Below are 23,628 nucleotides of genomic sequence, written 5' to 3' on the forward strand. Positions count from 1 at the left end.
CTTCCGTTAAGGAAGACGGGGGCTGGACGGTGCGACGCGATCACACCAACTGCGACAGGCTTTTTCGCCCCTCAGCGCGGCCGTCGTTGACCTTTACAAATTCGAGGAAATCGAAGGCAGCAACCGCCCCAACCCGGTCATTCATACGCAGGCAGCCTTACCCCAACATCGGACATTCATTGCCATCGGTTGAGCGCATTTGCGACCATTGCACACCGGTCGCTAATCAGGTCTGAGGCGCAATCGCGATCGCAGAATGGTCCGCAGCGGCATCGACGGTGATGCCTGCCTCCTTCCGTTCGGAGTAACGGTCGACAAGTTGCGCCGCGTGCGGCCGCATCAGTACGGTGAAGCGGACCAGCTCCTCCATCACATCGACGATGCGCTCGTAATAGCTCGACGCCCGCATTCGCCCATCCTCGTCGAACTCCTTGTAGGCCATCGCAACCGAGGACTGATTGGGGATCGTGAACATCCGCATCCACCGGCCCAGCAGGCGCAGCGAATTGACGGCGTTGAACGATTGCGATCCGCCGGACACCTGCATGACTGCAAGCGTTCGCCCTTGCGTCGGTCGCATCCCGCGCATCTGGAGCGGCAGATGATCAATCTGCGTCTTCATGATGCCGCTGATCTGGCCGTGGCGCTCCGGACTGCACCAGACCATGCCTTCCGACCACAGCGCGTGCTCGCGCAATTCATGAACAGCCGGGTGATCGTCCCCCGCCACCTGATCGGGAAGCGGCAGATCCCCAGGATCGAAAATGCGCGTCTCGGCGCCGAAGAATTGCAGCAGGCGCGCCGCCTCTTCCACGGCGAGGCGCGAGAACGAGCGTTCCCGCAGCGAGCCGTAAAGCAGCAGGATGCGCGGAGGCGGTTGGTCCGGGCCAAGGCCAGCGGCGGGACGAGCCAGCGCGAAAGCCTTGTCCAAAGCAGGAAGATGATCGGGGACGGCGAGTTCGCGCAGTCTCATGCGGAAATACCTTTCTCGTACCAGGGGCGAGTCCGCTTCACCAAGGTGACGATCGACAGCATCACCGGCACTTCGACCAGCACGCCTACGACCGTTGCCAGCGCGGCGCCGGAACTGAGGCCAAAGAGGCTGATGGCAGCGGCCACAGCCAGTTCGAAGAAGTTGGAGGCGCCGATCAGAGCCGAAGGACCGGCGACGCACCATGCCACGCCGAAACGGCGGCTGAGCCAGTAGGCGATGCCGGCATTGAGATAGACCTGAAACAGGATCGGCACGGCAATCAGCGCGATCACCAGCGGTTGCCGGATGATCTGCTCGCCCTGAAAGCCGAACAGCAGCACCAGCGTGAGCAGCAGGCTGGCAAGGCTGACTGGGCCGATGGTGGACAGGAAATGCTGGAGCCGCTTCTCACCGCTGCGAAGGAGCGCGCGGCGGAGCAGTTGCGAGATGAGCACCGGGACGACGATGTAGAGGCCCACCGACAGCGCCAGCGTGTTCCACGGCACGGTGATCGATGCCACACCCAGCAGCAGACCTACCAGCGGCGCGAAGGCAAAGACCATGATCAGGTCGTTCAGCGCCACTTGGCTCAAGGTGTAGTTCGGCTCGCCCTCGACGAGGTTGGACCAGACGAAGACCATCGCGGTGCAAGGCGCTGCAGCCAGAAGGATCAGCCCGGCAATGTAGGACGACGATGCGCCATCAGGCAGCATCGGCGCGAACAGATAGCCGAGAAAGAACGTGCCGAGCAGCGCCATCGAGAATGGCTTGATCGCCCAGTTCGCCACAAGGGTGACGCCGATGCCGCGCCAGTGCTGTCGAAGGCTATGGAGCGCGCCGAAATCGACCCGCAGCAGCATTGGAATGATCATCAGCCAGATCAGGCCCGCCACCACGAGGTTGACGTTGGCGATCTCCAGTGCTGCGATCGCCTCGAAGGCGCCCGGGAGCAAATGGCCGAGACCGATCCCGACTACGATGCACAGGGCCACCCATAGCGAGAGATAGCGCTCGAACAGCGACATGGTCGTCAGCCCTTCCCAGGAGCGATAGGCGCGGTCGAAATACCGCTGCCCAAGGCGATCTGCATGTAAACCGTGTCGAGCCAGCGGCCGGCCTTCCAGCCCATGCCGGTCAAGTGTCCAGCGTGCTCAAAACCGCAGGAACCGTGGAGCGCTACCGAGGCAGGTTCCGCCCCGCCGATGACCGCGACCATGCGGCGGAACCCGTGAGCCTCGCAGGCTTCCAGCAGGGCCTTGAGCAGCAATTTGCCGATGCCGCCACCGCGCCGGTCGTGCGCAACGTAGATGCTGTTCTCGCAGGCATAGGCATAGGCGGGGCGATCCCGGAACTGCGTGGCGTAGGCATAGCCGACCACTTGATCGCCATCGCAGGCGACGAGGAACGGCCAGCCTCGGCCGGTCACCATCAAGATCTTCTCGACGGTCTCGTCCTCGGTCGGCGGTACCACTTCGTAGGTCGCCGTGCCGTGAAGAACGTGATGCGCATAGATGGCGGCAATGGCCTGTGCGTCGTCGACGGTTGCGCTGCGAACCGAAAGGGTCATTGCCGGGTCGCTTCCACGACTTCGCCGTCTTCCTTGACGAAAGTGCCGCGCTGCTCGGTGGGCAGGAGGTCCAGCACTTCTTCGGAAGGGCGGCAGAGCTTCACGCCCAGCGGCGACACCACAAGCGGCCGGTTGATGAGGATGGGATGCTCCATCATCGCGTCGATCAGGGCCTCGTCCGTCAAGGTCTGGTCGCCGAGGCCCAGTTCGGCATAAGGCGTACCCTTCGCGCGCAGCAGAGCGCGTGGGGTGATGCCGGCCCGCGCGATGAGTTCGATCAGCAGCGCGCGACTTGGCGGCGTCTTCAGATACTCGACGACATGAGGCTCTATGCCCGCATTGCGGATCATGGCCAGGGCATTACGAGAGGTCCCGCAAAGCGGGTTATGGTAGATCACGATATCGGTCATTGTTGCCTCTTCAGCAGCAGGTAAGTTCGGCCAGAAGCGGATCGCACAGTTCGGCGCGCCCCTGGCAGCAATCCTTGGCCAGATAGACCATCAATCCGCGCAGCGCGTCGATGTTAGCGCGCTGGATCTGTTGGCGGCCACGCTTCTCGGAAAGCACCAGTCCGGCCTTCGCCATCACGGCGAGATGCGTCGAAAACGTGCTCTGGGTCAGCCCCGATGCCTCGACCAGTTCGCCGGTCGACAGACCTTCAGGCTCGTGCCGGATCAGCAGGCGGAACGCATCGAGCCGTGTCGGATGGCCGAGAGCGGAGAGAATCGAGAGTGCATCGCCGGTGTCCATGCATCGCTTTTATCCGATGGGATCAGTCCCCGTCAATAACCTATCGGATATTCCCGATTACATGTGATTTGACCACGCTCAGCGTCGCCTTGCGGCCCCAGATTCAACTCCGCCAAATTGGTCAGCGAGCGCCTCCATCTTTGCCGTTCAGGCGCCGATTTTTGCTCCGAGGAGCGGCCCGTCCGCTTTCCCGTTCTGGATGCCTAAAATGACCAGAACCCGCCATTCTCCTGCCATTGAGCGCTCCGCAAGGATGCACCTCAACGCCCGCTTCTTGACCATGGTGAACGCCGGGCCGGCGCCACCGCCAGAGCACTGGGAGATTGCCGACAGGTGAGCGCCCTTTCATGGGCGGTGTTCAGGATCTGAAAGTTACGAGGCCCCGCTCGTCTATCTCCCAGGCCGGGTTCCAGGCAATCTCCCATGCGTTGTCGTCTGGATCCGAGACGTAACCCCGAAATCCACCGTGCTCCGGCGAGTCCGGTTCGCGCAATATCTTGCCGCCCGCCCCGGCCAGTCGCGCGATGACCGACTTCACATCTTCTTTGGCCGACACGTTATGGGCGAGGGCGAACGCGCCGGGCCGCTGTAGTCCGCTGCAGGTCATATCCTCCTCCAGCTTGGTTTGGAGCCAAGTCCCAAGCACGAACCCATTCATCTGGTAGAAGGCGATCTCCTCGTTCTCGAAGACCGGCTTCCATCCGAAGCCGCCGATATAGAAGCGCTTCGACCGCTCAAGGTCGCGAACGCCCAAGGTAATGACGGATACCTGCTGCTGCACGCTCGCCTCTTCAATCGATCTCCAAATGGCCTGAACAAAACACCGTAGGTGTCGGCCGGTTTCAGGGCCAGACCTAGATCGACGCTGTTAGCGCACGCCTGACAGACTTGGAAGGAACTTGGCTACATCGTGGTGATTATGGGAACATCGGAACGGAACGCGCCGATGCCCAACGATTCCGGCACGCTATTCGAGGAGAGTGATGGTGGAAGAGGCCAACTTGAAACCGGCCGGAGAGCTCGCCAAGCATCGCAAGGCGGCGTTTCCCAATGAAAGTGCAGAATATTCTGAGGCCCGCGAGAGGCTACTGGCAGAGGAGATCGATTTTCGACGCCGGATGACCCGCCTGGCCGAGCATCGTCGAGCGCTGCCGCCCGGCCCGCTAATCGAAAAGGACTATCGCTTTCGCGACGCGGCGGGGGCCGATCTCGGACTGATCGACCTGTTCGGCGACCACGATACGTTGATCACCTACTTCTGGATGTTCGGACCGCAGCGTGATCGCCCCTGCCCGATGTGCACGAACTGGCTGGGGAGCGTCGATGGTAACGCCATTGATGTGAAGCAGCGAGCCGCGCTCACGATCCTGGGTCGCAGTCCGGTCGCACGCCAACAAGCCTTCGCCGACGAGCGCGGGTGGCGGAACCTAGATTTCATCCAGACGGTTGGAGACGATTATGCACTCGATATGGGTGCACTTACGCCCGAGGGCGACGAGTATCCCGCCTTGGTCATATACCAGCGCGATGGTGACGCGGTGCGTGTCTTCTATTCAGCTGAGATGCCGGCGGAGGCAGCCGATCCAGGGCAGGACCCACGGACTGCGCCTGACATAGCGTCGCTCTGGAACCTACTCGATCTCACGCCTGAAGGTCGGGGGGCGGATTGGTATCCGAAGCTCTCCTACGATCGAGACTGATCCCGTTTTTGCCATGATCACCGATCGTTCGTGACATAGGGCACCGAGGTATCTGGCGCCGACGGCCCTCAACGAGCAAATCACTTCGCCGTAAGCTGCCAAGGGCCGAAGGCGTCTGCAAATTCGCCTGGCAGCGGACGCCTCGTCTTGGTCTGCCTGAAGGGAAGAGTAGAACAATCGCAGCAAGAACAGCAAAATGAGAGTTTGAGCGGCAAGGAAGTGGCGACCACGCAGAGACTGCTCCCGCGCCCATTTCAGACATACAGCGGCCACTTTTGGCGACCCTAAAAGCTGCTAGTCGGCATTATCAGGGCAGCACTCGCGCGGATGGCGGCAAATGGCAAAATGAGTCGGTGGCCCAACCGTCTAAAATGTCCCGGCAAGCGAGTGCGAGTTATTTCAGATGGCAATCTCCCGCGCCCGCCTGCCAAAAAGCGCTCACTTGCTATACCGTCGGATCACGGTGATCAGATCATCAGCGCCCTTGCGACGTTCATCCTCCGAAAGACCAGCGTTAACAACGTGGGCTTCGAGGTGCTCGACTATGATTTCATCAAGCAACCCATTCACTGCACCTCGGACTGCTGCGACCAGATGCAACACGTCCGAGCAGTCAACCTCGCTGTCTAGCTTGCGCTCCAGTCCACCAATCTGACCTGCGATCCGCTTTACGCGCGCGCGCAGCGCGTCCCTGCTTTTGTCGATGTGCGCCATAGAACCTCGCGACATGTGGCCAGCCCGCGCAATCAACTTTGCACTGGTGCTTGCGACACATATAACATAGGGGGGTAGGGTATCCAACAGCGGATTTTGAATTCCATGCGCTCTCCTTGCATCGATCTTTGTGGTTTTGACGGCACGACTGGATGGTGCCGGGGCTGCGGTCGCACTCGCGAAGAAGTGCGGCGGTGGCGAAATCTGCGCCCTGGCGACATTCGGCGTGTCGCCACAGAGCTACCGCAGCGGTTGAACAAGCTCAGAGCGCGTGGCGAAAGGGCCGAGCGATAATCACCAGATATTAAGCTAAGGATCGAGCAAGCCGATGCTTCATCTCGCCATCAAGGCCCTCATCTCGGGAATTCTGATAGCGGCCGCGTCAGAGGTGGCGAAACGTTTTCCAGGCCTCGGCGCGCTGATCGCCTCCCTTCCATTGGTGTCAGTGCTGGGGATGATCTGGCTGTGGCGCGATAAGCCGGATCCCGAATTGATGGCAGCTCACGCTGGTGCAACCTTCTGGTACGTCATCCCGTCACTGCCGATGTTTCTACTAATCCCGGTGCTGCTCCGCCAGGGAATCTCGTTTTGGATCGCGCTTATGGCAGGCTGCGTCCTAACTATTGCCCTCTATCTGGTGATGACTTGGGCGGCTCCGCGCCTCGGGCTTCAGCTTTGATTGCTTTGCGGTCAAAATGGGCATGGCTTGAGTGCTCTCATTATCAAGCCAGTTGAATGGAAGCCGACCGTTTTCGAGCAGGTTGAGCAACGTGGCTCGTGCATTACGCCTTAGATTTGGAATATTGGGCAGTCACGACGGTAGCGCGAAGCACTCGGTATCCGCTTGTCATAAGCATTCTACCTCGAGTGAACCCGTGCAAGACGGGTCTGCGCAGGTCGCGGTTCATTCCAACAGTCAATAGCTATCGTTATTTTATAAAAGATAAGACATTATTGCCTTCGTAATTGATTTATAACCCATATGTAATTCATGATTATGTAAAATAATTATAATTGCAATGCCGCGGCAGGCAGTTTTTCAACCACAATGTAACTTTATATCTTCACATCTTGTCCGCCTTTTGATTATTATTTCAATTACGCACATGACTCGTTGTGAGTTTTGCTTTATGGGCGCAATCCATGCGCGCACTCGGGCACATCCTCCTCCTCTGGCTTCTGACGGCGTGCATGCTGACGACGACGGCTGTCCATGCGCAGGAATTCCCGACCACAGCGGTCGTCGATTGCTCAGGGTTCGTGCACAGCGAGGGCGATTCCGACGAGTCGGAGGGCGACGCCGACAAGGGCGTCCCCCACCATCACGCGAGCTGCCACACAAGCTTTGCCGCTGTTCCCCAGCTGGCCAATGATCTGTTGGTTGCGCGTCCGGCCAAGCTGCCGAACCGTCTGCTCGATGCACCCTCGGTAGACCGCTGGGCCGTCGGCCCCAATCTGCGCCCCCCAATCGCCTGACAAAGCCATAGACGGCCATTCCATGTCTCTTCGAGGCAGGCGGCTATCCGTGCCCTTTGCTCAGGATAATCACACATGTATCGCTTATTCGCAGCCTTGCTGGCTGCCACGTCTTGCGTCGCCGTGGCGCAAGCGCAGGAAACGACCACGGCTGCCTCATCCACGTCGGTCCTAACACTGGATCAGGCCGTGGCGGCAGCCGGCGGATCGGCGCCCGCTGCCGACGCCGCACACGCCGGGATTGAAGCCGCGCAAGCCGCCCGGACTGTAGCCGGTCTGCGCCCCAATCCCTCCGTTCAGACCCAGATCGAAAACGTCGCCGGTTCCGGCCAATATCGCGGTTTCAACAGCGCGGAAACGACCGTCAACTTTGCCGTGCCCATCGAACTGGGCGGTAAGCGGTCGGCGCGCATTGCCGTCGCCGACGCACAGACGGATCGGGCGGTGCTGGTTTCGGCCATCACGCAGGCAGACATTCGCCTGCAAGTGACCCAGCTCTACATCGAAGCTGCCGCAGCGCAGCGCCGGCTTCTCACCGCCCGCGACCAGTCCCGGATCGCCGGTGACGTCGCCAGGGCCGCGCGGATCCGCGTCCAGGCCGGCCGCGCCTCACCCATCGAAGAGCAGCGCGCAGACGTTGCCCGTATCAATGCCGAGGCGGGCGTCGAACGTGCAGCGCGCCTGGCGAGTGCGGCACAGGCCAATCTCGCGAGGCGGATCGGCGCATCGGTTTCTGGCTCCGTAGACCCGCAGTGGCTCGATCAATTGCCGAGCAATGCGATGGGACCGGACCTGGACACATCAGCCGCCGGTACTCTGGCCATGGCGGCAGCCCAGGCCGACCTTGCGGTCGCCGATGCACAGGTCAAGTTGGCTCGGTCGCAGCGGGTTCCCGATATCAATGTCGGGCCGGGTCTGCGTAGGCTGTCGCAGACCAATGACACAGCGCTGGTTTTCAGCATTTCGATGCCGATTCCACTGTTCAACTCGGGCAAGGCAGCGGTCGCGCAGGCAAGCGCGGAGCGCACTCGTGCCGAGGCGCAAACCCGGATGACCGCGCTCGACATCGAGCAAGCCATCACCAGCGCGCAAGCCGAGGCGGAAAACGCGGCCGTAACGGCGCGCGCTGCGACGGGCCCGGCGCTTGCCGCCGCTCAGGAAGCCGCGCGGATAGCCCGTATCGGTTACCGCGAAGGCAAGTTCGGTCAGCTCGACCTGCTCGATAGCGAACGCACGCTAGCCGAGACCCGTCTCGCCGCGATCGATGCTCTCGCCGCTTACCAGAATGCTCGCGCGCAGCTGGAGCGCCTGACCGCGCCCGCGCCACAACAGGGGACCTGACAATCATGAATTCGCGAAAAATCGCTTACGCCAGCCTTGCGCTGCCGCTCGCCCTCGTTCTCGCTGCCTGTGGCGGCAAGTCTGAGGAAGCCGGCGACGCTGCGTCAAAAGAAGCAGCTGCTGAAACAAACCCCGCAGAAAAGAGCAAGATCACACTGAGCGCCGAGCAAATTGCCTCGGCCGGCGTGAAGATTGGTCGCCCCATTGTCGGCGGCGCAGGGACCGTCGAACTGCCCGCAATGATCGAGGGCGATCCCAACGGAACACAGGTCGTTTCCGCCGCTATCGGCGGCCGGGTCGTTTCGCTCACCCGCAACCTTGGTCAGTCGGTCGGTTCCGGCCAGACGCTGGCCGTGATCGAAAGCCGCGAGGCGGCCTCGCTCAATGCCGAGATCGAAGCGGCACGGGCGCGCCTCTCGCTCGCAAATTCCAACCTCGCCCGCGAACAACGGCTGTTTTCCCAGCGCGTGTCGCCCGAGCAAGATTTGATCGCAGCTCGGACCGCCGCGACCGAGGCGCGCATTGCTCTTCGTCTGGCCCAGCAGCAAGTCGCCGCTGCCGGTGCCGGAGGCGGTGCGCTCAATCGGATCGGCATCACTGCACCGATCTCCGGACAGGTGATTTCTCGCAGCGTCACGCTGGGGCAGACGGTTGCGGCGGATGCCGAACTGTTCCGGGTGGCGAACCTCTCCAGTGTCTCCCTCTCGCTCAACCTGTTGCCGCAGGATGCGGGCCGCGTTCGCCCCGGCGCGATCGTGACGGTAAAGGCCGCCGGCCGCGAGGCGACGGCCAAGGTCTCGTTCGTCTCGCCTGCGCTCGATGCGGCAACTCGCCAGGTTCCGGTCATCGCAACGCTCGATAACGCCTCCGGCCAATGGCGTGTCGGCGAACCGGTAACCGCCTCGGTCACCCTGACCGGAAACGGTGAAGACAGCGCCGTCCGCGTGCCGTCGACCGCCATCCAGACGGTGGACGGCAAGCCGGCTGTGTTCGTGCGTACCGCGTACGGCTTCAAGGCTACGCCGGTGACGCTGGGGGATCGTGCCGGTGACAGTGTGATCGTGCGCTCCGGACTTTCCGGAAGCGAGCAGATCGCCACGACCAACAGCTTCACGCTCAAGGCCGAACTCGGCAAGGGTGAAGCGGGCGAGGAGGACTGAGCCAATGATCGCCCCTGTCGTCAACTGGGCGGTCCACAAGCGTTGGCTTGTGCTCCTTCTGGTCTCCATCGCCGCCGTAATCGGCGCGGTCGCTCTCTCGCGGCTGCCGATCGACGCGGTTCCCGACATCACCAACAACCAGGTCCAGATCAACGTCCGCGCCCCCGCGCTCTCGCCCGAACTGGTCGAAAAGCAAGTCGCGTTCCCCATCGAGACCGCGCTCGCGGGCATTCCCGGACTCGAATACTCCCGCTCGCTCAGCCGTAACGGCTTTGCGCAAGTCACGGCCGTCTTTTCGGATACGACCGATATCTACTTTGCCCGCCAGCAGGTCGGCGAACGCCTGACCGGGGTGAAGGAAAACCTTCCCGATGGCGTGAACCCGGAAATGGGTCCGATCGCCACGGGTCTCGGCGAAGTCTACATGTGGACCGTCCGCCTCGACCATCGCAAGGACGACAAGCACCAGCCCGGGGAACCGGGCATGCAGCCCGACGGCAGCTACATCACGCCCGAGGGTGAGCGGCTGACCAACGATACCGAGAAGGCGACCTACTTGCGCACCGCGCAGGACTGGATCGTGGCGCCGCTGCTGAAAAACACGCCTGGGCTGGCAGGCGTCGATTCCATCGGCGGCTATGCCAAGCAGTTCCTCGTCGTTCCCGACGTGCAGCGGCTTGCCTCGATGGGTATCACCCTCACCGAACTCGGCAACGCGCTTGAGCGCAACAATGTCAGCGTGGGGGGCGGCTTCGTGGAGCGCAATGGTGAGGGCCTCGCCGTCCGTGCCGACGCGCTCGTGCGCAATGCGGGCGAACTGAGCCAGATCGTCGTCGCCACGCGTGAAGGCGTGCCGGTCACGCTCGGTCAGGTCGCGCAAGTCCGCACCGGGCAGGCTATCCGCATGGGCTCGGCGTCCGAGAACGGTACCGAAGTGGTCGTCGGCACCGCCATCATGCGGATCGGCGAGAACAGCCGGACGGTGGCAACCGCCGTGGCAAATCGCCTCCAGAGCATCAACGCCTCGCTGCCGCCGGATGTCGTGGTGCAGCCCGTTCTCAACCGCACCGCCCTCGTCAATTCGACGATCAAGACGGTCGGCAAGAACCTTGGCGAAGGCGCGCTGCTCGTCATCATCGTGCTGTTCGCGCTCCTCGGCAACTTCCGCGCCGCGCTGATCGCAGCACTCGTCATTCCCATCACCATGATGCTGACCGGCTTCGGCATGTTGAAGGCCGGCGTATCCGCCAACCTCATGAGCCTCGGCGCGCTCGATTTCGGGCTTATCGTCGACGGCGCGGTCATCATCGTCGAGAATGCGCTGAGACGCATGGCCGAGCACCAACATCACGAAGGACGGCTCCTCACCGTCAAGGAACGTCTCGATACCGTGGCCCAGGCCGCTCGCGAGATGATCAAGCCCTCGGTCTACGGCCAGGCCATCATCATCCTGGTCTACATCCCCTTGCTCACGCTGACCGGCGTCGAGGGCAAGACTTTCGTACCGATGGCGCTGACCGTCATCATCGCGCTGGCCTGTGCTTTCGTTCTTTCGCTCACCTTTGTCCCCGCCATGATCGCCCTCTGGCTCTCGAAGCGGATCGAGGAGAAGGAAGGCCGGATCATGACCTGGCTCAAGGCTCGCTACGAGCCCGGCCTCGACCGCGCGATGAAGCGGCCGGCCCTTACCGTGGGCGTCGGCATCGGTGGATTTGTAGCCGCAGTCTTCGCCTTCATGTCGCTGGGACAAGTGTTCCTGCCCCAGCTCGATGAGGGCGATCTGCTGATCCAGGCGCTGCGTATCCCGGCAACTTCGGTCCAGCAGAGCCAGGCGATGCAGGTGCCGATCGAACAGATGATGTCGAAGCAGCCGGAAGTGAAGTTCGTCTTCTCGAAGACCGGCACGGCCGAGCTGGCATCGGATCCGATGCCGCCTAACGCCACGGACATGTTCGTGATCCTGAAGGACCGATCCGAATGGCCGGACCCCAAGCTTTCGAAGGACGATCTCGTTGCGCGCATCGAGAAGAACCTCGCGAAGTTCCCGGGCAACGTCTACGAAATCACCCAGCCCATCCAGATGCGCTTCAACGAGCTCATCGCCGGTGTGCGTGGTGACATCGCGGTGAAAGTCTATGGCGACGACTTCGATGCCATGAACGCCACTGCCGAGAAGATCGCCGACGTGCTGCGCCCCACGAAAGGCGCTGCCGACGTGAAGGTCGAGCAGACCACCGGCCTGCCGATGCTCGACATCAGGGTCAATCGCGACGCCATGGCCCGCCTCGGCGTCTCCGCGCAGGACGTGCAGGATATCGTCAATGCCACCGTGGGCGGCAAACAGGCCGGCATGATCTTCGAGGGCGATCGCCGCTTCCCGGTGGTCATCCGCCTGTCCGATGCCCAGCGCGCTGACATGTCGACCCTGCAGCAGTTGCAGGTGCCCACCCCGGGCGGACAGTTCGTGCCACTTGCCAGCGTCGCGGATATCCGCGTCGTCGACGGCCCGAACCAGATCAGCCGCGAGAACGGCAAGCGCCGTGTCGTCGTCCAAGCCAACGTGCGTGGCCGCGACGTCGGCAGCGTGGTGGAGGATGCCCAGGCTGCCATCGCCAAGGATGTGCGTCTGCCATCCGGCAGCTACCTCGAATGGGGCGGGCAGTTCGAGAACCTCGCTTCGGCCCGCGAACGCCTGCAGCTCGTTATCCCGGCGTGCTTCGTGCTGATCCTTCTGCTCCTTTACGGCGCGCTCGGATCGGTGCGGGATGCAGCGATCGTGTTCACCGGTGTTCCGCTGGCGCTAGTTGGCGGCGTGATGGCGCTGTTCCTGCGCGGCATGGACTTCTCGGTCTCGGCCGCCGTGGGATTCATCGCTTTGTCAGGCATCGCCGTGCTCAACGGCCTCGTCATGGTCTCCTCAATCCAGGAGCTCATGCGATCCGGGATGCGGCGTGAGGAAGCGGCCAGGCTGGGCGCTCTGCAGCGCTTGCGCCCGGTCGTCATGACCGCCCTGGTTGCCAGCCTTGGTTTCGTGCCGATGGCGCTTGGGACAGGCGCCGGCGCCGAAGTCCAGAAGCCGGTCGCAACGGTTGTGATCGGCGGTTTGATCTCGGCGACGCTGCTGACCTTGTTCGTCCTGCCAACGCTCTACGCCCGGTACGGCCGCAAGGACATGGTCGAAGAGGACGACGAGACCTTCACCGAACTGCAGGGCCATGAGCCTCTACCCGCATGCTGATGAACGAAAGGGAAGGAGGTCGCCGGGCGACCTCCCTACCTTCCCGGAAAGGGTTTACGGATGAAAGAGATACTCAGCATTGGCGACATGGCCCCGCGTGCCAACGAAGGGAGCTATCCTTCGATGCCACAAGGCAGGCACGCCGAACGCCGCTCGGGCGGGCACCACGGCCGCTGTAAAGGCTTCCTCCGCGAGCTCTTCGATTGATCATGGCCTATGGTCGCCTCGCGCAACGGGTCGCACACCGTGCGAGAACGATCACCGCCGCCGAAGGCGCACCCCTTCGGCGGCGGACCAATTGCCATTTGGCCCGAAGTAAGCAGCGCGGCCCGGCCCTCCCATCGAAGTGGCAAGTGGTGGCAGCGCTGGCAATCATGCCCGTGCTGTCGAACTGTTCCAGCGGGTCTCCAGACCGTTATGCCGAGGAACGGCATGATCGCAGCAAGGTACCCGGGCTGATAGGCGAGCAGAACTACACCTGCTCCGATGGCTCGAAAATCGACGTCGATTTCCTTGCCGATGGGCTCACGCTCGATCTCACTCACGATGCGCATGGCCGTTTCGAGCGGTTGAAAGCGGCAGATACGGGCGCAGCCTTCGTCGGCCCGGAAATTACGGTTGCACTGTCCCGCGGCGAAAAGCTCACGATCTCCCGCTCAGGCCAGCAGCCCATCATGTGCAAGCGCATCAAGAGCGAGGCCGGCAACAAGCTGGGGCCACCATGAAGCACACAAGCCATTCATCACCAATGCGCACCGCTGATTTCCTGAAGGACTAAAGCAATGATCGAAAAGCTCCGCCTCGATATCCCGGTGTTGCTACCGGAAGTCTACGACGCCGATGACGCCTGTGTCACTCGACTGATCGGATCGCTCAAAGGACGCGCGGGCGTCGAGGACGTCCATGTAACGAAGGAAGACCCTTCCACTCAGGCGGTGCTTTGCATCCACTATGAACCGAGCATCATTTCGCTCAGCCGCATCCGCGAGCTGGCTATTGCCGCTGGGGCCGAGATTGCTGCCCGGTTTGCCCATCGTGTTTGGACCGTAAACGGTATCAACCACCAGCGTCGCGCACGCACTGTGACGGATCAGCTCCTCACGCTGCCGGGCATCATTGAGGCCGAGACCTCCCCTGCAGGCAGCGTTCGCGTGGAGTTCGACCTTACCAAAATCCTGGAAAGCGACGTTATCAAGGCGCTGCACAGTGCCGGCGTGACCGTTGTAAGCGTTCCGGCCGGGGCCACTGCAAAAGGCTCCGGGCACACGCACGATGAAAAAGGGCACAAGCACGCCCCCGGCGAAAATCATGACCACAGCCATGGCGGGTTGCTCGGTCCCAACACCGAACTGTTCTTCGCATTGGGTTGCGGCGCTGCTTTGGCGATTGGCTTCGCAATCGAGAAGCTGACCGGAAATGTCGGCGTATCGTTTGGATTCTATCTCGCTGCCTATGTCCTCGGCGGGTTCTACACTGTGCGCGAGGCCATCGATAACCTGAAGCTCAAGCGCTTCGAGATCGACACGCTCATGTTGGTCGCAGCTGGCGGCGCCGCTGCGCTGGGCGCCTGGGCTGAGGGCGCATTGCTGCTGTTCCTGTTCAGCCTTGGCCATGCACTCGAACACTACGCAATGGGACGGGCGAAGCGCGCAATTGAGGCTTTGGCGGAACTCGCCCCGCCGACTGCTTTTGTGAAGCGACCTGATGGGGGAACGGATGAACGCCCTGTCGAAGAGCTCGTTATCGGCGACGTCATCGTGGTGAGGCCGGACGCACGCATCCCTGCCGACGGCTTCATCGTCGTCGGTAACAGCAGCATCAACCAGGCACCGGTAACTGGCGAAAGTATTCCGGTCGACAAGCAGCCGGTTGCCGATCGGGCCGCCGCGCGGGCCAATCCTGATCGAGTGGACGGGGCGAGCCGGGTCTATGCCGGCTCGATCAATGGCAGCGGGATGATCGAGGTCGAAGTTACGCGCCTCTCTGGGGAAAGCACCCTGGCCAAAGTCGTTAAAATGGTCAGCGAGGCGGAGACCCAAAAGTCACCGACGCAGCGCTTCACGGATCGTTTCGAGCGTGTCTTTGTTCCGGCGGTACTGGCGTTGGCCTTCCTGCTCCTATTCGCGTGGGTGGTCGTCGACGAACCTTTCCGTGACAGCTTCTACCGCGCGATGGCTGTGCTTGTAGCCGCCAGTCCCTGCGCTCTCGCCATCGCTACCCCCAGTGCGGTTCTCTCCGGTGTCGCGCGCGCTGCCAGGGGCGGCGTGCTCGTAAAGGGCGGCGGCCCCCTCGAACTCCTCGGATCACTCGACGCAATCGCCTTCGACAAGACCGGCACGCTCACCAAGGGCGAGCCCCGGATCCAGCAGGTTATCACTGCGGCAGGCGTGGCGCAGGAAGAGCTGATGGTTTTGGCGGTCGCCGTCGAAAGCCTCAGCGATCACCCCTTGGCACAGGCAATAGCTCGCGACGGACGCGAGCTTGCCGGCGGCCAGCCCATTCCGGAGGCTCGCGATCTCAAAAGCCTTACGGGTCGCGGTGTCTCCGCTGTTGTCGGTGAGGATACGATCCTCATCGGTAAGGCCGAGATGTTCGGCACGGATGGTGTGCCCTCTCTTTCCAGCGAGATGGCTGATGCCATCGCGAGACTGAGGGACGCCGGCCAGACCAGCATGGTGGTTCGACGCGGTGACAAGGACCTCGGCGCTATTGGGCTGCTCGATACGCCGCGCGAGTCCGCCCCCGCAGCACTCGAGCGGCTACGCGAGATCGGCATCAAGCGGATGATCATGATTTCCGGCGACCATCAGCGGGTAGCCGAGGCCGTCGCCAAGGAAGTCGGGATCGACGAAGCCTGGGGCGACCTGATGCCCGAAGACAAAGTTGAGGCCATCAAGAAGCTGCGCGCCGAACGAAAGGTCGCGATGGTCGGCGACGGCGTCAACGATGCTCCAGCCATGGCGACCGCGACTGTCGGGATCGCGATGGGAGCCGCTGGCTCCGACGTCGCACTCGAAACGGCGGATGTCGCGCTCATGGCTGACGACCTGTCAAACCTGCCCTTTGCCGTGGGCCTGAGCCGCAGCACGCGTTGGGTGATCCGTCAGAACGTGTTCGTCAGCCTGGGGGTCGTCGCCTTCCTGGTTCCCGCCACGATCCTTGGTCTTGGCATAGGACCGGCGGTGGCGATGCACGAAGGGTCTACGCTTCTGGTCGTGATCAATGCCTTACGCCTCTTGGCGTATCGCGATCCTTCGACGCGGAAAGCTTGAGCCCAGGCAATACATCAGCGCGATGGCGGGGAGTAGTGATCCGCTACCTCCATCGCGCCCGAGTCTCGCTCGGCGTCGATACGAACAGGTCGATTTCTGCTCAGTCGCCCACGTCCCTACGAGAATACTATAAGCCGCATTGTTCTTAGGGACGAGAATGTCGCGCGCTTGCATGGCGGATATTCACCCAGCCTGTCTCAAACCGGCCAGTCTCCTTACGGCCAGACCCAGCCATTCCAATGAGCGAATCGACAAATTGCGAACTGCTTACTCGTACCAACGACACGACAACTTATCCACAGGCGCCTCGACCCACCGCTTAAATGAGCCAGATTGTCGACTTTTTGGAAATCTCGTCCCAACAGGACCCATTGCAGCCCAATGGATGTTGGCCGGATTTGTTGGCCGATTCGCAGGGGCTCGAAAAATGTACTGCAGATTCAATAGCATGATATGAGTCGGCCAGATCTGTCTCCCCGACCAACTTCGCAAAGAACCGCAGGAATCAGGCATTCTCAAACCCTGAAATAGCGCCAATCCTTGGGAGGTCGTGTGCTGAGCGTTGAGGTGGTCACCGTGATTTTCGCATAGGTTTGGGTTGCGACGCTCGAACCCGTCGGACGGAAACAAGATGACCGATCCGATGGTGCCCCCCGAGCGGAGGGCAATGGAAGCACGATGGTCTCACATTTTGGACAGGATCGCGGCGATACCGTCGCGGGCGCATTTTTCTTCTTCGTAGGCGCTAGCACCGCTGGTTGCGATTGCGCCGAGGAACCGGCCTTCCTTAAAAATTGGCACTCCTCCCGGGAGGAGTGACATGTCGGGCGTTACACGCGCGATCAGGGATGGATCCTTCTCGATCCTGCCCCGAAGTTCGAGAGTGGACATTTTGAACCCGACGACGGTCGCGGTCTTGTGCATGGCCATGTAAATTCCGTTGTCGCGCGTCCCGTCGGCCGCAAGAGCCACCTTGAGATTTCCTGCGGCGTCGGCGACAGCGACTGTCACCGCATAACCATCACGTGCGCACGATTGTTCGGCAACTTGCGCAGCGATTGCAGCGAGCTTCAGGCCGATACCGTGTTCGGGTTCTGTTGGCCGATGATCCGCTTGCTTGTTTGGCCCGGGAGGCGGGCCCAGCGGCACCTTGAGCTGCGCGCTTTGTGGAATGTCAAAATAATCGCCAGCCATCGATTGGGGGCTTGGCGGCGTGGTGTTGCGCTGAACATGAACATCCTGCCCTTCCGCTCCGTTCGAGGCCAGCAGAAGGGCGACGCCCGATAGCACACCAGCCAACGGACAGAGGGTGCGAGCGTTGAATAAAGAAGGCATGGAACTCTCCAGAAACCCCGCCCAACACGCTTGTGCCACGACGGAGTATGATCGGACGTGCAATCGAGTGTGAACGGGATCAGATACCGCCACTCGACGCTGCTGCGAAAAGACGGATGTTCAATGTCGGAAAAAGAAGCCCCGCCGGTCCGGGAGATGCGGGCCGGCGGGGAGTTCGCTCCAACTGGGAGGTCGGGAGCGTTCAGAAGCGCACGCCGAGGCGGACGCCGTAAGTGCGGGGATCGGCGATGCGGGCGAAGACCTGATCGTCATTGCCGGTGCCCATGCCGTTGGGCGCGCCGACAAGCTGGAGCTTGTTCTCCACGTTGCGCACGAAGGCGGTGACATCGAGCTTGCCGTTCTCGGACGTATAGCCCAGCGTCAGGTCGGTACGGGTGAAGCCGCCCTGGCGGTACTGCTGCGGCAGAGTGGTGTATTTGCCGGTGAACGGATTGCCCTGACCGCCAAGGTCGGAGAGGTAATAGCCGTTGGAGAACTTGGTCCCCGCGCGGGCCTTGATGTAACCGCCGCTCGCCAGCGGGAAGCGGTGTTCCCATGAGGCGGTGCCGGAAAATGTCGCCAGACTGTCCGGCCGCTTGCCCGACCAGTCGATGCGGTTGGAATAGATGAAGCCGACATTGGCGCCCTTGCCGAACTCGCCGTCCGCCAGGGCGAAAGTCAGGTTGAGGTCATCGTTGCGGGTCGGCCGCCACTCGATCTCGTTCTCCCAGCCGTAGAACTTGGCAGGCGGGTTGGTGGTATAGATCAGCACTACCGGGGCGCCGCCGGTGACGCTGGGCGTCAGGAAGGTCGATCCGGTAAGCTGGTACTTGGCGTAATCGTAGTAATAGACCGCCGTGTTGTATTGCAGGTTGGAGGCGATGCGGCCCTTGTAGCCGATCTCGTAAGCCGTCAGCGATTCCGGCCCGTACTTGCCGACGCCGCCGTTCACCGGATCGACGTCGTTGAAGCCGCCCTGCTTGTAGCCGGTGGCGATCGAGGCGTAGATCAGCTGGTCCGGCGCCGGGCGGAAATCGATGCCTAGACGCCAGGTGAACTTGCTGCTCGATTGCTTGCCGCGGCTGTCCGAGCCATTGACACAGTAGTTGGGCGGCCCGCAGAGATTGCCGTTCTGATCCAGCCACCCGCCCGGAGGGGCATCGCCCGCCGCGATCGTGTAGGTGCGCGCGACGGAATCGTCCGAATAGCGGCCGCCGGCGGTAAGGCGGATCTGGTCGGTCAGGTCGTAGCTGGCCTGCCCGAACACGCCCATGCTTTCATGCTTGGTGGTACCGACGATGCCGGGATTGGGTACGTAGCAGGCGGGATCGAGCGTCGGTTGCGGGCAGCCGTCCTTGATCAGCACCTGCCAGTTCATGTCCTTTTCGGGAATGTCCTCCGCATAGTAGTTCATGCCCGCAACCCAGGTGAGCCGGCCCGGGGTCGAGTTGGAAAAGCGGATCTCATGGGAATCGCTGCGGATGTTCGCGCGGTAGTCGGTCCACAAGTAGGACGGATTGCCGTTCGATCCGTAAGGATCGGTAACCGAAGGGTTGTAGACGTCCTGCGCGTCGAACTTGATGCGCGATCCTTCGTACGTCATCAGTACCGGCCCGACGTCGACATGCAGAATGCCGGTGATGTTGTAGAAATCGTCGTCCGAACTACCGATATAAGGATTGTAGAAGACCTTGAGCGCATCCTTGGTGCTCATGTCCTTCACGCGGAACCACAGCGCACTGCTGGTGGCATTGTTGCCGCCGATGTGGCCGAAGGTGCCGGCCAGGATGAAGTCCGACCCACCGCCGAAGTCCAGCCTGCCGGTGATGCGCGCGGTCCAGTTGTCCTCATCGTCCAGATCACGCGCGGGTTTCAGCGTACCGATATCGCCAAGTACCGGCTTGATGAAGCCATCGCGGCTGTTGAAGGCGGCAGCGGCGCGGACCGCGAAGAAGTCGGTGACCGGCACGTTGATCATCGCCTCGCCGCGGCGGGTGTTGTAATTGCCCAGTTCGAAGCGGGCGGACGCTTCAAGTTCATCCTTCGGCTTGGCGGTGACCAAGTTGATCGCGCCGCCCGTGCTGCTCTTGCCGTAGAGCGTGCCCTGCGGCCCGCGCAGCACTTCCACGCGTTCCAGATCGAGGAACGCGAGGCTCATCAACTGCGGACGGCCGATCGGCACGCCATCGATGTTGAAGCTGACGCCCTGCGTGCCCTTGCTGGTGGTGTCCGTCGAACCGACGCCGCGAATGGTGATGTTCGCGCCGTGCGCCGCACTACCGACATTGAGCGAAGGCGCTATGTTCTGAAGGTCCGCCGCGCCGTGCACGCCCTGTTCGGCCAATTGCGTGCTGCCGATGACGCTGAGCGCGATCGGCGTGTCGTTGGCCGATGTTGCGGACTTCGTGGCGGTGACGATGATCTCCTGGATCCCTTGATCCGATGCCGGCTCACTGTCCTGTGCACGGGCAGCCGTGGGCAGTGCGAGCGCCATAGCGAGAGCGCAGCCTGCGGCCGAATGAAATAGCTTGGTCTTCATGTCCCCTCCTGCATTGTTCTGCCCGGCATGGCCGGGTGCGTCCATCGGGTACGCGCCATTGCGGCGGCCCCTCCCGATTGCGGGCCCCGCTGGCCCCGGCGATGCCGGGATTGCGCAAATCCTTTCGATGATCTTCGCCGCGCGCGGGTCTACGGGCGGTCCGGCGTGGCCGGATGCCAGCGTACTTTCTGATTTTGCGGCGGCTATGCCTGCGCTATGGCGCGTGCGGCGTGCTTTTCCTGGTCATTTCAGCCTCTCCCGTTTCGGCTCTGGATCGGTAGATTTTCCTTCGATCCGGCCCTTGTTTTCGTGACTACGGGAGATACCCAAACCGAACCTGAACCATTTGCGACCGTGCTCAGCAGGGAAGCATAAGAACCGCGCACTGACCGATAAATCAGGATCGCAAAAAGTCCGGCCCTCACTTTCATTGCCACGAACAGGTGCAATACCTCCCCAAATCCGCACGCCTGCGCCGATCCACAAGAGTTGAGATCGGCCAGTCCCGCAGCTTACCCCTCGTTCATTTTCGGTTTGGGCAGACCACCTAACAGGTCCGGCAATCGATGCGCGGCCCAGTCACAACCGGGACCGCGTCCATACATCCCCCGAACGACAATGGAGGGAAAGGGAGATGACTGCCGCGCGCCAGCCGCATAGACGCCCGCGAATATTCGCCCCTTTGGCTTTTACGCTGCTGCTCACTTCCGCAGCCCATGCGCAATCTGACAATTCCCCGGTCGACGCCAGACCAGCGCCCGATCCGAACACCGCCCCCAGCCTGACGCTTGCGAGCGAAGGCATGGAGGTTCGCATCGCCCTGCCCGATGCCCGCAATGGATTCTATCGAGGAACCCGGTTCGACTGGTCGGGAATGATTACCCAAGTCACCCTAGATGGTTCCCGCTTCTACGGCCCATGGTTCAGCGCTGTATCGCCAGAGATCCACGATTTCCTCGACCTGCCGGACGGCATCGTGGTCAATCCGCTCAATGCGGCTACCGGTCCTGTCGAAGAGTTCGCCAACCGCGACGGGGAGACTGTGCCCGGCTACAATGCAGCGCCCGCCGGAGGCACTTTCATCAAGATCGGTGTGGGGCGCCTGCGCAAGCCCGATCTTGAGCGCTACGATCATTTCCGTCCCTATGCGATCGTCGACGGTGGCCAGTGGCAAGTGCGGCGCGCGAAGAACCGGGTCACGTTCGTCCAGCGCCTTCGGCCCGACGCTGAAGGGTTCGGCTACGAATACGAAAAGACGATCAGCGTCTCACCCGGCGGGGTCATGACTATTGCGCATAGACTGCGCAACATCGGCTCCAAACCGATAGATACGCAGGTCTACAACCACAATATCGCGCGGTTCGACGATGCCGAAACCGGGCGGGGGGTGAGTGTACATTTTCCGTTCTCCATCGCAGGGCCCGTCTCAACCCCAACGCTCGCCCGCATCGATACGGACACACTCCAGTATACCGGTGTGCTGAAGCCGGGAGACCGCGTGCAACTGCCCGCCCAGCCCGGCGACGCCAAAACACCGCCCGGGCCGTTCCGCGTCACCGGAGCCAACGGCGCAAGCATTACCATGCAGACCGATACACCCTTGGTCCGCACCGTTCTGTGGTCGATCCGCCATGCCGTCGCGGTGGAGCCTTTCACCGCGATCCACGTGCCCCCCGGCGGGCAGCAACGCTGGTCCTGGCGCTACACATTCACGCCGGCAAACGCTGCGCGATAAGCAATCGATGGGAGAGATGACAATGAAGTTTCGGCCGAAATTCGGTCTCGGGGCGATTCTAGGAGCGGCGCCCATGATGCTGCTGCTCGCCCAGGCCGCTCATTCGGATCAATCCTCGCCCGCGGCGGCGAAGCCCCCGATTGCCAAGCCGCTGGACCTGGCGATCGTGAAGCCTCTGGTGGATTGCTCTGCCTTGCTCTCCACCGACGTTTCCCATGCGGTCGGCGCTGTGACGCATGTCGATTCCGCCAGCCTTGTCGACGATCACCAGACCAGCCCCTATTGCTCGATCAAGGTCTCGGTCGACAATTACGCCCACTTCGAACTCCATCTGCCGACCACCGAATGGACCCAGCGCCTGCTGTTCGGCGGAGGGCCGGGAGCGCAGACCGCATCCGGCATGAAACTGGACGGCTTCGCGACGGTATCCTGGCAAGATCTGGGCCGCCGGGAAAACGAAGACGTCCTGGCAAATGATTATCGCGGCGAGGTCAACGCCGGCTATCGCGGCATGCACCTCCAAGTCCTGGCGACCAAGGCTTTAATTGCGAAGTTCTACGGACAGGCGCCCCGGTTTTCCTATTACAACGCCTGTTCGAACCCGGCGCGCGAAGGGATGATCGAGGCGCAGCGCTTCCCGCTGGATTTCGATGGTATCGGCGCCGGCTGTCCGCCGATCAACACCACCGTCAACAACGGGCTGTTCACCGCCTGGAACGTCATGACCAACACCGGTCCCGACGGCGAACCGATCCTGACGGCTGACAAACTGCCGATCCTGCACAAGGCAGTGCTGGATCAGTGCGATGCAGCGGACGGCGCGAAGGACGGTATCGTCTCGCTGCCTTACGCCTGCCACCCCGACATTACCCGGATCGAATGCAAGCCCGGGCAGGATTCGACGACTTGCCTGACACCGGCCCAGATCCACGTCGCGCAGGAGATCTACCGCGGCGCGCACGACAAGGAAGGGAACAGGCTGACACCCGGCGGCGTTCTGCCCGGCTCTGAACTGGCCTGGACCGCGACGATCGTTCCCGGCAATGGCCCGTTCAACGGCCAGGAAGAGGCCCGCAAGGGCACGGAAAAGGCCATCCGTTCACATTACAGCCTGCCCGCGCTACCCGCATCCTGGAAACTGGGGGATCTGACCTTCGATCACGCGACCTTCGAGGCTACCACCAAGTACAGCTACCTCCACGACGGCACCAATCCCGATCTTTCCGCCTATGCAAAGGCTGGCCACAAGCTGATCCTCTGGATGGCGCTGGCCGACACCAATGTCATGGCGCACCAGTCGGTACTCTATTACGAGGCACTGCAAGCCCAGATGGGCATGAAAACGGTCGATGGCTTTGCACGGTTTTACGTCCTGCCCGGTGTCTATCACTGCGGAGGCGGCGACGGTCCGGTCATCAGCGATCTGCTGGAGCCGTTGATGCTCTGGGTCGAACGGGGCATCGCGCCGGGAGCGCTGGCGGGTGTGCATCGTCCGCGCGGAGCGGGCATGGAGCAAGGTGCCGGTCCACAAGGCGCCGCCCTCACCGCCGCCGACCTGACCCGCCCGATCTATCCCTATCCCTATGTCGCTCGCTACACCGGACAAGGTGACGTGAGGGACGCGGCCAACTTCGTGAAAGGCGTTGCCCACCCGGCGCCGGCCGACCTTGGCAACTGGCCCGGCGCCAGGTTCTACAAGCCCGGCTACATGCGGTGGTGCACGGCAACGGCCAATTCCATCGATTGCACGACGACCCATCCGTGATTTGAGACGCGAACCCTGCGCAGCGCATCCCATTGCCGCGCTGCGCAGGGGCAAGGAAAGTGA

20 protein-coding genes are annotated in these 23,628 nt (G+C 62.1%); 11 read left to right on the forward strand and 9 right to left on the reverse strand.

The features are described from left to right. Nucleotides 1–226: 226 nt before the first annotated feature. The 6 genes from arsH to ACZ1JC_RS22965 form a co-directional block, all read right to left on the reverse strand. Nucleotides 227–973, reverse strand: a complete 747-nt coding sequence (gene arsH / locus ACZ1JC_RS22940; RefSeq protein ID WP_465137968.1) for an arsenical resistance protein ArsH — start codon at nucleotides 971–973, stop codon at nucleotides 227–229. Beyond that, a complete protein-coding gene (gene arsB / locus ACZ1JC_RS22945) occupies nucleotides 970–1,998 on the reverse strand; it encodes an ACR3 family arsenite efflux transporter (protein WP_465137967.1) in 1,029 nt (342 codons plus the stop codon). Before arsB ends, arsH begins: the two co-directional genes overlap by 4 nt. 5 nt (nucleotides 1,999–2,003) lie before the next feature. Continuing rightward, nucleotides 2,004–2,540: an N-acetyltransferase family protein gene (locus ACZ1JC_RS22950; RefSeq protein ID WP_465137966.1), complete on the reverse strand. Its 537-nt coding sequence runs from the start codon at nucleotides 2,538–2,540 to the stop codon at nucleotides 2,004–2,006. Beyond that, nucleotides 2,537–2,950: an arsenate reductase (glutaredoxin) gene (gene arsC, locus ACZ1JC_RS22955; protein WP_465137965.1), complete on the reverse strand. Its 414-nt coding sequence runs from the start codon at nucleotides 2,948–2,950 to the stop codon at nucleotides 2,537–2,539. Before arsC ends, ACZ1JC_RS22950 begins: the two co-directional genes overlap by 4 nt. 10 nt (nucleotides 2,951–2,960) lie before the next feature. Continuing rightward, on the reverse strand, nucleotides 2,961–3,290 hold the full coding sequence (locus ACZ1JC_RS22960; protein WP_465137964.1) for an ArsR/SmtB family transcription factor: 330 nt from the start codon (nucleotides 3,288–3,290) through the stop codon (nucleotides 2,961–2,963). A 358-nt stretch (nucleotides 3,291–3,648) separates the two neighbouring features. Next, nucleotides 3,649–4,071, reverse strand: coding sequence for a VOC family protein (locus tag ACZ1JC_RS22965; RefSeq protein WP_465137963.1), 423 nt, complete (start codon nucleotides 4,069–4,071; stop codon nucleotides 3,649–3,651). A 202-nt stretch (nucleotides 4,072–4,273) separates the two neighbouring features. Between ACZ1JC_RS22965 and ACZ1JC_RS22970 the strand changes: the two genes are divergently transcribed. Beyond that, nucleotides 4,274–4,990, forward strand: coding sequence for a DUF899 family protein (locus ACZ1JC_RS22970; RefSeq protein ID WP_465137962.1), 717 nt, complete (start codon nucleotides 4,274–4,276; stop codon nucleotides 4,988–4,990). A gap of 438 nt (nucleotides 4,991–5,428) precedes the next feature. On the opposite strand, the gene ACZ1JC_RS22975 is transcribed toward ACZ1JC_RS22970, so the two are convergent. Then, nucleotides 5,429–5,704, reverse strand: coding sequence for a metal/formaldehyde-sensitive transcriptional repressor (locus tag ACZ1JC_RS22975; RefSeq protein ID WP_465137961.1), 276 nt, complete (start codon nucleotides 5,702–5,704; stop codon nucleotides 5,429–5,431). A 105-nt stretch (nucleotides 5,705–5,809) separates the two neighbouring features. Here ACZ1JC_RS22975 and ACZ1JC_RS22980 point away from each other — a divergent pair, with 105 nt between their 5' ends. The 8 genes from ACZ1JC_RS22980 (at nucleotide 5,810) to ACZ1JC_RS23015 (ending at nucleotide 16,191) form a co-directional block, all read left to right on the forward strand. Then, a complete protein-coding gene (locus tag ACZ1JC_RS22980; RefSeq protein ID WP_465137960.1) occupies nucleotides 5,810–5,998 on the forward strand; it encodes a DUF1289 domain-containing protein in 189 nt (62 codons plus the stop codon). A gap of 34 nt (nucleotides 5,999–6,032) precedes the next feature. Continuing rightward, nucleotides 6,033–6,383, forward strand: coding sequence for a DUF3147 family protein (locus tag ACZ1JC_RS22985; RefSeq protein ID WP_465137959.1), 351 nt, complete (start codon nucleotides 6,033–6,035; stop codon nucleotides 6,381–6,383). Between the two features lie 464 nt (nucleotides 6,384–6,847). Further along, on the forward strand, nucleotides 6,848–7,180 hold the full coding sequence (locus ACZ1JC_RS22990; protein WP_465137958.1) for a hypothetical protein: 333 nt from the start codon (nucleotides 6,848–6,850) through the stop codon (nucleotides 7,178–7,180). Nucleotides 7,181–7,255: 75 nt separating this feature from the next. Next, nucleotides 7,256–8,521: a TolC family protein gene (locus tag ACZ1JC_RS22995; protein WP_465137957.1), complete on the forward strand. Its 1,266-nt coding sequence runs from the start codon at nucleotides 7,256–7,258 to the stop codon at nucleotides 8,519–8,521. A 5-nt stretch (nucleotides 8,522–8,526) separates the two neighbouring features. After that, nucleotides 8,527–9,681, forward strand: coding sequence for an efflux RND transporter periplasmic adaptor subunit (locus ACZ1JC_RS23000; protein ID WP_465137956.1), 1,155 nt, complete (start codon nucleotides 8,527–8,529; stop codon nucleotides 9,679–9,681). Between the two features lie 4 nt (nucleotides 9,682–9,685). After that, nucleotides 9,686–12,919, forward strand: coding sequence for an efflux RND transporter permease subunit (locus ACZ1JC_RS23005; RefSeq protein WP_465137955.1), 3,234 nt, complete (start codon nucleotides 9,686–9,688; stop codon nucleotides 12,917–12,919). 203 nt (nucleotides 12,920–13,122) lie between these two features. Next, nucleotides 13,123–13,644: a hypothetical protein gene (locus tag ACZ1JC_RS23010; protein ID WP_465137954.1), complete on the forward strand. Its 522-nt coding sequence runs from the start codon at nucleotides 13,123–13,125 to the stop codon at nucleotides 13,642–13,644. Nucleotides 13,645–13,701: 57 nt separating this feature from the next. Continuing rightward, a complete protein-coding gene (locus ACZ1JC_RS23015; RefSeq protein ID WP_465137953.1) occupies nucleotides 13,702–16,191 on the forward strand; it encodes a heavy metal translocating P-type ATPase in 2,490 nt (829 codons plus the stop codon). Between the two features lie 684 nt (nucleotides 16,192–16,875). Here the strand turns inward: ACZ1JC_RS23015 and ACZ1JC_RS23020 are convergent. Further along, nucleotides 16,876–17,526: a GlcG/HbpS family heme-binding protein gene (locus ACZ1JC_RS23020; protein WP_465137952.1), complete on the reverse strand. Its 651-nt coding sequence runs from the start codon at nucleotides 17,524–17,526 to the stop codon at nucleotides 16,876–16,878. A 202-nt stretch (nucleotides 17,527–17,728) separates the two neighbouring features. Next, nucleotides 17,729–20,065 carry a TonB-dependent receptor gene (locus ACZ1JC_RS23025; protein WP_465137951.1) on the reverse strand — a complete coding sequence of 779 codons (2,337 nt, stop codon included), beginning with the start codon at nucleotides 20,063–20,065 and terminating at the stop codon, nucleotides 17,729–17,731. Between the two features lie 634 nt (nucleotides 20,066–20,699). On the opposite strand from ACZ1JC_RS23025, the gene ACZ1JC_RS23030 reads away from it, so the two are divergent. Together ACZ1JC_RS23030 and ACZ1JC_RS23035 are read left to right on the forward strand one after the other, a co-directional pair. Continuing rightward, nucleotides 20,700–21,800 (forward strand): hypothetical protein, encoded by a 1,101-nt coding sequence (locus tag ACZ1JC_RS23030; RefSeq protein ID WP_465148441.1) that lies wholly within the window; start codon nucleotides 20,700–20,702, stop codon nucleotides 21,798–21,800. Nucleotides 21,801–21,873: 73 nt separating this feature from the next. After that, nucleotides 21,874–23,565 carry a tannase/feruloyl esterase family alpha/beta hydrolase gene (locus tag ACZ1JC_RS23035; RefSeq protein ID WP_465137949.1) on the forward strand — a complete coding sequence of 564 codons (1,692 nt, stop codon included), beginning with the start codon at nucleotides 21,874–21,876 and terminating at the stop codon, nucleotides 23,563–23,565. Nucleotides 23,566–23,628 lie beyond the last annotated feature (63 nt).

This window comes from Sphingomonas sp. BL-S-28 (assembly GCF_055521515.1).

Bases quoted from the DNA above. Each gene is read 5' to 3' on its own strand.
- ACZ1JC_RS23025 (WP_465137951.1), bottom strand. From the start codon at position 20,065: ATGAAGACCAAGCTATTTCATTCGGCCGCAGGCTGCGCTCTCGCTATG.
- ACZ1JC_RS22960 (WP_465137964.1), bottom strand. From the start codon at position 3,290: ATGGACACCGGCGATGCACTCTCGATTCTCTCCGCTCTCGGCCATCCG.
- ACZ1JC_RS23005 (WP_465137955.1), top strand. From the start codon at position 9,686: ATGATCGCCCCTGTCGTCAACTGGGCGGTCCACAAGCGTTGGCTTGTG.
- ACZ1JC_RS23020 (WP_465137952.1), bottom strand. From the start codon at position 17,526: ATGCCTTCTTTATTCAACGCTCGCACCCTCTGTCCGTTGGCTGGTGTG.
- ACZ1JC_RS22970 (WP_465137962.1), top strand. From the start codon at position 4,274: ATGGTGGAAGAGGCCAACTTGAAACCGGCCGGAGAGCTCGCCAAGCAT.
- arsH (WP_465137968.1), bottom strand. From the start codon at position 973: ATGAGACTGCGCGAACTCGCCGTCCCCGATCATCTTCCTGCTTTGGAC.
- ACZ1JC_RS23015 (WP_465137953.1), top strand. From the start codon at position 13,702: ATGATCGAAAAGCTCCGCCTCGATATCCCGGTGTTGCTACCGGAAGTC.
- ACZ1JC_RS22980 (WP_465137960.1), top strand. From the start codon at position 5,810: ATGCGCTCTCCTTGCATCGATCTTTGTGGTTTTGACGGCACGACTGGA.
- arsC (WP_465137965.1), bottom strand. From the start codon at position 2,950: ATGACCGATATCGTGATCTACCATAACCCGCTTTGCGGGACCTCTCGT.
- ACZ1JC_RS22985 (WP_465137959.1), top strand. From the start codon at position 6,033: ATGCTTCATCTCGCCATCAAGGCCCTCATCTCGGGAATTCTGATAGCG.
- arsB (WP_465137967.1), bottom strand. From the start codon at position 1,998: ATGTCGCTGTTCGAGCGCTATCTCTCGCTATGGGTGGCCCTGTGCATC.
- ACZ1JC_RS22995 (WP_465137957.1), top strand. From the start codon at position 7,256: ATGTATCGCTTATTCGCAGCCTTGCTGGCTGCCACGTCTTGCGTCGCC.
- ACZ1JC_RS23000 (WP_465137956.1), top strand. From the start codon at position 8,527: ATGAATTCGCGAAAAATCGCTTACGCCAGCCTTGCGCTGCCGCTCGCC.
- ACZ1JC_RS22975 (WP_465137961.1), bottom strand. From the start codon at position 5,704: ATGGCGCACATCGACAAAAGCAGGGACGCGCTGCGCGCGCGCGTAAAG.
- ACZ1JC_RS23035 (WP_465137949.1), top strand. From the start codon at position 21,874: ATGATGCTGCTGCTCGCCCAGGCCGCTCATTCGGATCAATCCTCGCCC.
- ACZ1JC_RS22950 (WP_465137966.1), bottom strand. From the start codon at position 2,540: ATGACCCTTTCGGTTCGCAGCGCAACCGTCGACGACGCACAGGCCATT.
- ACZ1JC_RS23030 (WP_465148441.1), top strand. From the start codon at position 20,700: ATGACTGCCGCGCGCCAGCCGCATAGACGCCCGCGAATATTCGCCCCT.
- ACZ1JC_RS22990 (WP_465137958.1), top strand. From the start codon at position 6,848: ATGCGCGCACTCGGGCACATCCTCCTCCTCTGGCTTCTGACGGCGTGC.